At 50.8% G+C, this 7,866-nt stretch carries 5 protein-coding genes; all 5 read left to right on the top strand.

Annotation, left to right across the window (positions count from 1 at the left end):
* Positions 1–21: 21 nt before the first annotated feature.
* The 5 genes from PanJK_RS23025 to PanJK_RS23005 all read left to right on the top strand — a co-directional run bounded on the left by PanJK_RS23025 (position 22) and on the right by PanJK_RS23005 (position 7,841).
* Positions 22–4,080 (top strand): Ig-like domain-containing protein, encoded by a 4,059-nt coding sequence (locus PanJK_RS23025; protein ID WP_265303358.1) that lies wholly within the window; start codon positions 22–24, stop codon positions 4,078–4,080.
* 53 nt (positions 4,081–4,133) lie between these two features.
* A complete protein-coding gene (locus PanJK_RS23020; RefSeq protein WP_265303343.1) occupies positions 4,134–5,018 on the top strand; it encodes an OmpA family protein in 885 nt (294 codons plus the stop codon).
* A 292-nt stretch (positions 5,019–5,310) separates the two neighbouring features.
* Positions 5,311–6,375, top strand: a complete 1,065-nt coding sequence (locus PanJK_RS23015) for an Ig-like domain-containing protein (RefSeq protein WP_265303341.1) — start codon at positions 5,311–5,313, stop codon at positions 6,373–6,375.
* 48 nt (positions 6,376–6,423) lie between these two features.
* Positions 6,424–6,933 (top strand): DUF2846 domain-containing protein, encoded by a 510-nt coding sequence (locus tag PanJK_RS23010; protein ID WP_265303339.1) that lies wholly within the window; start codon positions 6,424–6,426, stop codon positions 6,931–6,933.
* A 71-nt stretch (positions 6,934–7,004) separates the two neighbouring features.
* The gene (locus tag PanJK_RS23005) at positions 7,005–7,841 is read left to right on the top strand and encodes a hypothetical protein (RefSeq protein ID WP_265303337.1); all 837 of its coding nucleotides are present in this window, start codon (positions 7,005–7,007) and stop codon (positions 7,839–7,841) included.
* Positions 7,842–7,866 lie beyond the last annotated feature (25 nt).

Genomic DNA, 7,866 nt, shown 5'->3' with positions numbered 1-7,866 from the left:
CAGGGCGCGGTAACCGGGCCGATCAGCGATGGCGACGTCACCGACGACGCGCAGCCGAAAATCAGCGGTACCGCAGAAGCGGGCAGCACGGTCATCGTCTACGACAGGGGCGTGGAAATCGGCCGGGTTCAGGCGGATAACGCCGGCAACTGGTCATTTACGCCGGTGCCACCGCTGCTGAATGGCGACCATGAAATCAGCGCCAAAGCGCAGGATGCGGCCGGCAACATCGGCGACGCGTCCAACAGCATTGGCTTTGAGCTGCTGACCGGCGGCGTGCCATCAGCACCAGCCATCGTCAACGTGATTGATGATGTGGGACATATCACCGGAAATGTCCGCCCTGGCGGCGTGACTGATGATACGACACCCACGATCGTGGGTACGGCGAAACCGGGCCATATCGTGACGGTTATCATTGATGGCCAGGCTCAGGGATCCGTGATTTCGGATGCCAACGGTCACTGGGAGTATACCCCAGCAACGGCCCTGACAGATGGCCCACATGCAATCATCGCGACAGCGAAAGACAGCATGGGTAATTCAATGCCAGACAGTGGTGCATACAATATCATTGTTGACACTATCGCACCGGTTGTTGGCAGCCAGAGCTTAACTGACAATGTTGGCGATATCACCGGTCCAATTGCCAGCGGAGATACCACTGATGACAGCTCGCCGACCTATAGCGGTGTTGCTGAGCCTGGTAGTATCGTCATTATCAAGGATGGCGATAGCGAAATTGGTCGTGTAACTGCCAACAGCAAAGGAGAGTGGAGTTTCACACCCTCAACACCTCTGGCAGATGGTCCGCATAGTCTGAGCCATCAAGTTCAGGATCAGGCTGGGAACCTTAGCGCTGTAAGCACGCCAATTGATTTTATTGTAGATACCTCGGCAGTTGTGGTCTCCATAAGTAATGTCTTTGATGACGAAGGAAAACTCACTGGTAGCCTTGACAGTGGAAGTGTAACGGATGACACCACACCCACTCTGAATGGTATTGCAACCGCAAATGCGTTGGTAACCATTAAGAACGGCAATGAAGTGATCGGCTCAGTGTATGCCGACGCACGCGGCAACTGGAAGTTCACACCAGAGGTTGAACTTAAGGAAGGGCTGTACAAATTTACCGCCACCGCAGAAGGTAAAAATGGCTCGGTTGCGGTAAGCGACGCGTTTGATCTGACAATCGATACTACTCCCCCAAATAACAATGGTATTGGGGATATTAAAGATAACGTTGGCGGGATTGTTAGTCCGATTCAGGATGGTGGACTAACTGACGACACCACGCCAGAACTGGGTGGTTCTGGTCAGGTGCCGGGTGATGTAGTGACGATCATTGATAACGGACAACCCATTGGGACAACTGTCGTTGGTGACGACGGAAGCTGGAGCTATACACCAGAAACCCCAATATCTGAAGGTAGCCATGATTTCACCATTATTGTCACCGACCCTGCGGGTAACGATTCGCAGGAGTCTGATCCGTGGAACGTTATTGTCGATACCAAGCCGCCTGTATCTCCATCCATAGATACTGTCTGGGACGATGTTGAGCCGAAAAAGGGTGAGGTAGCTAGCAATGGCTTCACAAACGACCAACGTCCGGAGCTGCGCGGTAGTGCTGAGGCAAACGCCATTGTGATTATTTATCAGAACGGCGTAGTTCAGGGTAGTGTCGTCGCAAATGCGAGTGGTAAATGGGCATGGACACCGTCGGTAGATCTGAACGATGCAACGTTCAAGTTTTCTGCCAGCCAGTTAAGTCCCGCAGGGGTAGAGGGTGAACAGTCGACTGATTACACCGTAACAGTCGATACGTCAGTGCCTAATGCGCCAGTGATCACCAGCGTAAGTGACAACGTGCCGGGCGGAATTGTGGGACCAATCGCTAATGGCGGTTTGACCAATGATAGCAAGCCAACGGTAAGTGGTACGGCTGAGCCGCACGCCCTAATCAGGATCCTTGATGGTAATACAGTTGTAGGTAGCGTTTACGCGACAGATAAAGGGGCGTGGTCACTTGAATTGCCTGCAGCATTGTCTGATGGAACTCACACACTGACCGTTAAAGCTGAGGATCGCGCGGGTAACGTTTCACCTCAATCCAATAGCTGGAGCTTGAATGTTGACACCTTAGCCCCTAGTGCACCTGTTATCACCAATTTGGTAGACAATGTACAAGGTGGAACGGTTGGTGACATCGCGCGTGGTGGTCTGACGAATGACAATAAGCCAACTCTGAGCGGTACAGCTGAGCCGAATGCGCTGGTCAAGATCATGGACGGCGGCAAAGTTATAGGTAGCGTCTTCGCGAATGCAACCGGTAACTGGTCACTTGAATTGGTTACAGCGCTGCCAGAAGGATCGCGCACATTGACTGTGACCGCAGAGGATAAGGCCGGTAACGTCTCACCACAATCGAGTAGTTGGGTGGTGGTGGTTGATACCGTCGCGCCAAGTGCTCCGGTTATTAACAGTGTGGCGGATAACGTCGCGGGTGGGATTGTTGGAAACATCACCAATGGCGGCCTGACCAATGACAACCGTCCAACGCTTACTGGCACAGCTGAGGCGAACGCATTAATACTGCTGCGTGACGGAACCAGTACGATTTACAGCTTCTACGCAGATAGTAGTGGAAAATGGTCGTTTGAGTTGCCTGCAAGCCTGGCTGATGGCAATCACAGCTTCAGTGTAATGGCTCAGGACGCTGCGGGTAATCTTTCTGCGCAGTCTGCTAGTTGGAATGTCACGGTAGATACAGTAGCACCTGGTGCACCGCAAATAACCAATCTGGTTGACAACGTAACAGGTGGCGTTGTTGGGGATATCGCGAACGGCGGTACAACCAACGATAACAAACCAACGCTGAGTGGCATTACGGAACCGAATGCTTTAATTACCATTCGTGTTGATAACGTGGTGTGGGGAAGCGTACGTGCTGATGGAACTGGCAAATGGCAGCTGGAGCTTACAAAAGAAATCCCAGATGGTAGCCATGAAATTAGGGCATTTGCGGAAGATGCTGCTGGTAATGTGTCAGCCCAGTCAAATCCCTGGACCGTGATTATTGATACCAAACCTTTCACTGGCACAGGATATGAGGACTTTTCGACGGATGACGGCGTCGTTACGGGTTCAGGAGCGACAAAAACCATTACGTTCAGTTCCGGCCTCGTAATGCAGGGTAAAGTCCTGAATACGAATGTTCTTTATCCTGGTGGTAACGGCGTAGTTATGGATTCAGTTGTAGGTGTGCATGATATACAAAGGCTCATGCAGGTGGACTGTGCCGTCGCAGATCTGGATATTCCGGACTCTAAGTATATTTCGTTCTTGTATTCATATAACAACTATGCGGGTGCTCCAGAGAAATTCTCCTTTAGTGTCTACGATACTAACGGGAATATTCTTGAGACAAAGACCTTCCCGACCGGTGCCGTTATGGGAACTTATAGTTACCAGGCTCCTGATGGTGTATTGATTGGTAAAGTCGAAATCAACTCACCTTACACGCTGTCTTATGTAGACAATGTTGCATGGGGAGATGGCCCTAAAGTCAGGTCTATGTCAGAGGACCAGAGTGATGATCCTCAGAGCATGATCGATGATGGTCACATTGCTGCCATTAATTCTGATGATGAAAATCAGCATGATGGACATCAGACGGAAGCCACTGTTGAACAGCACGGGACCACCCTTAAAATTGTAGCTTCAGAACCTGTTATCAGCTTTGACAATATCGTGCATGAGGAGATGAATGTTCAGACCGTGGACATGACGAACAGTCAGGTCAATGTGCTGAACATATCCATCGGCGACGTATTAGTACACGGTGAAGAAGGCGCATTTACCGCTGACGACACCAAGCAGCTGATGATTAAAGGTGATAAAGGGGATGTGGTAAACCTATCCGATCTGCTGCCAGACGGTACTGATCCGGGCAACTGGGCCAAAGCCGAAGGCACTGTCACAGTGAGTGGTGTGCAGTATGAGGTCTATCAGCATTCAGGTGCCGAGACCGAACTGCTGGTGCAACTGGGTGTACAGACCAACCTGAACAACCACTAATCGTTTACACACAATCAAAACCGGAGGTCCGCAAGGACCTCCGTGGAGGAGTCATGAATAAAATAAACACTTCGCTGATTGCGATGGTGGTGGCAGGGAACCTCGTTTCCTTATCAGCAAAAGCAACAGTTGAACCAAACGTCTACGGTACAGTTTACCAACCCGTAGCCAGCGTGGTACCTAGCCAGGCTCAGGTTATTTATTACCGCAGCAACGAGGTAACGAGCCCTTATGCGGCGCACGTCTATGTGGATGGTGAATATCAGTCAGCGCTGTTAACCGGCATGTATACCAGCTTCTGCATACCAGCAGGTGAGCATTCATTGGGGGCTTTCCTCAAAGATGCTCCTTACTACAAAGGCAAAGAAGCACAACCCTATCGCGATAACTTTGTTGGAGGCAAAACCTACTTTGTCAAAGTTGGGGGTGACAGCTCTGGGAAGCCGATTTTGGTAAGTGCGCAGGAAGCCAGCAACGATCTGAAAGGATTGCGCGCCCAGGTACACACGTTAAACCGCGCTTCTGCAGTTGAGCAGTGTCGCTATATTGCCAGCAAAACCATGGATTATGCGCTATCGAGTGATGTGCTGTTTAACTTCGGCAAATCAGGCCGTAATGACATTACCCAACAGGGCCGTCAGGCGATTAACGAGCTGATCGGTAAAATTAACAAAAATGGCGTGCAGCTAAATCGCATCCAGGTTATTGGTCATACCGATCCGATTGGTAAACCAGAAACGAACATGCGTCTTGGTCAACAGCGCGCCAATACCGTGCGTACACTGCTGGTTCAGGGCGGTTTGCCAGCACGTAACTTGAGTGCCAGCAGCGCCGGTAGTGAAGAACTGGTCGTGAATGACTGTTCCGGCACGCGTGCCGAACAGATCCAGTGTAATGCGCCTAACCGCAGAGTGGTGGTGCGCGTACAAACGCAGTAATTATGAAGTGTTGACGGGGAAACGCACCGTCTCTCCTGACACAGGTAATACAACCGTTACGCCGTTAACCTGTTCGTAATAACTGCACTTGAGTCAAAGGCCAGTGGCGATGTCACTGGCCTTTTTTATGTTTCTGGCTTGTGAATCAAGAAATCTCTCAACCAAGACCTAGCCTGTGGTCGCATGTCAGACAATTCCTGTACAAATGCACTCCATTATTTACCTGAACCCCGGCTGTGGTAGGGGATGAGGCGATTGCCGCACTGCATCGCCGTGCTTGAGGAATCAATTGATGAATGACATCAACATGGCGATAGTCAGCGGAAAACGCATTATCCAGGCAGTAAATCTACCTCATAACCCAGAGAAACCGGTGAGCGTCAAAGCGGTTAAAGGAGCGCGATATGTGCTGGCCGAAGGCGATGGCCTGACTGCGCCCGACATAGTAAGCGTTAAGAGAGAAGGTAATGATCTGCATTTGATGCTTAAGGGGGGGGATTCTGCACAATCAAACCTGATCATCGAAGATTATTTCACAAAGTACGGCGAGATAGTCGGTCTGGGTGAAGATGGTCAATGGCATACTTTCAGCGCAGTCAGTGCTGATCCCGCACAAGATCCGCAGACATTGCAGGAAGGTGAGCAGTCAACGCTCGCGCTGGATAGTACCGTGTTACCTCCGCTGGATAATCTGCAAGTCGACAGCAACGCTCTTGCCTTTGGCTTGATCGCTCTGGGTGCCGCTGCGGCGGTAACGGCTTTAGCCGTATTAGTGCGCAGCAACGATAATGATCACTCATCGCCGCCGCCAGGCGACACCACAGTTGTTCCAGAAGTGACACCGGAAGAGGGTAGTCACCTGTTAGACAATCCGGCCACAATTATCGATAAAATTCAGGACGATGTGGGTGAGATGCAGGGGGTGTTACTTCCCAACGACATCACTGATGACAATACCCCAACACTTAACGGCAGCCATCAGCAGGCCGGTTCGGTGATTGAGATCCTCGATAAGGGTATGTTTCTTGGCACTGCTATCGCTGATAGCAAAGGTAACTGGTCCTTCACCCCTGCGTCTCCTCTGCCTGATGGCACGCACAAATTTGTAGCGATAGCCACTGACCCTGCTGGTGTTGTGTCTGCACCCTCTGATCCTGCTGTCATTGTCATTAATTCGAAAAACGCACCGGTAGAAACATTCAGCCTTAGCGATTTATTGCCGGCAGACACTGACCTTAGCGGTTGGGCATACACCTTTAATAATGACGAGCCTGGCGTCGAATATCACAACGTGACTCCTGCTAACGATACCAGCCATTTACTTGATGAGTTGCTGAGCTGCCATCCCCTGAACTGATCTCCTGAAGTCATTGAACCAGCGGCGAAAGGTCGTCGCGGAGGCGTTATGAAAAATTACATCCTAAACATCGTTATCCCAACAGTGATTTTCGGCGCGCTATTTAGCGCTCTGCTCGCGAATGCAGCGCCGAATGCGCGGGCCTTTGTTGAGCGTTGGCAACCAAAGCCGGACGTGGTCAATGACCTGGCGCAGATTGTTTATTACCGCACACAGGCATCAGAAATTCAGCAAGCGGCGCTGATAACTGTTAACGGCAAGCTTCATGCCGCCTTGCTGCCGGGCACGTATACCCGCGTGTGCGTCAAACCCGGAAGATACACGTTGGGCAGCTCGCTGGACTTACAAGGCGCGCAGCCCACCACCCGAGCCAGCTTTCAAACCACGGTAAAGCCGGGCAAAACCTATTTTGTCCGTGTGAACGCACAAGATGGTGGCAAGCCTCAGCCTGTACGTCGTATTGAGGCGGAGCGCGATCTGTCCGGCTTGCTTCTGCAGGATCATGTGTTGTCGCGAGCCAATGCAGTTACGGAGTGTCGTTACCAATCACAGCCTTAGGCTGAAAACAACATCCGCTAATTATGTAACCCGCATACCAGCGAGCGCGGGACAAATTTAAGAGGTTAATTATGTTGAATAAGTCTTGGGTTATATCGGTTGTACTTATGGGTAGCCTGCTAACCACTTTACCGGGTTCGGCCACGCTGCAAACACACAACGCCTTTGGGGAAAAATATAAGCCGCTACCGCCGGTAGTTAAACAGTTAACGCAGGTTGTGTATTACCGCGCTAATAGCGGTGTTTTGACTTCTGGCCCAGCGAATGTCTACGTCGACGGTCGCTATCACACCAGTCTATTACCAGGCGGATTTACCAGTTTTTGTCTGCGTGCTGGTACTCATATGCTCGGTGCCTTCGTTAATGATGCGCAATATCGCGGTAAAACTGAAGGCTTATATCAGACCGAACTTCATGGCGCGCGCACTTACTTTTTGCGTGTTGATGAACGGCAACAAATTGCTGATGCTCCACAGGCGGTTAATCGCCAGCACGGTGAACGAGAAGTCAAACCTAACCGCCGTCAGGTACATGCGCACTCACGTGCAACAACCCTCGTTCCCTGTGTTTACGATCGTGCTGCTGCTCAAAGCGAGAGTCTATATCTCTTCAGCAGCCGTGAACTGTTTAAACAGGATCTCGGCCGCACCTTGTTAACCGGCGAAGGTCTTGGTTCGCTAAATGAAACCGTCGTTACGCTACGTCAGCAACATCCTATTTTACACAGTGTTCTTATCCGATTAGTGACCAGTCATGAAGCACGAAATGTACTACGTGACAAAGCCAAAGCGTTAAGTACCGCATTGATGATGGCTGCGGTTCCGAGTGAGTTGATCGATATACAAATTTCTGACTGTTCCGCAGATTGCCTAGAGTCCGGGCAGGATGTGCAAATTCTTGCGAAATAGATAAAAAGCCATTTAAAACACTTTG

The sequence above is a fragment of the Pantoea sp. JK genome, assembly GCF_026130245.1.
In the GTDB taxonomy this organism is placed as follows: Bacteria; Pseudomonadota; Gammaproteobacteria; order Enterobacterales; family Enterobacteriaceae; genus Pantoea; species Pantoea trifolii.
This window is presented reverse-complemented; position numbering and strand designations above follow the sequence as displayed.

Coding starts and splice junctions, on each gene's coding strand:
- PanJK_RS23010 (WP_265303339.1), top strand. CDS start 6,424: ATGAAAAATTACATCCTAAACATCGTTATCCCAACAGTGATTTTCGGC.
- PanJK_RS23020 (WP_265303343.1), top strand. CDS start 4,134: ATGAATAAAATAAACACTTCGCTGATTGCGATGGTGGTGGCAGGGAAC.
- PanJK_RS23015 (WP_265303341.1), top strand. CDS start 5,311: ATGAATGACATCAACATGGCGATAGTCAGCGGAAAACGCATTATCCAG.
- PanJK_RS23005 (WP_265303337.1), top strand. CDS start 7,005: ATGTTGAATAAGTCTTGGGTTATATCGGTTGTACTTATGGGTAGCCTG.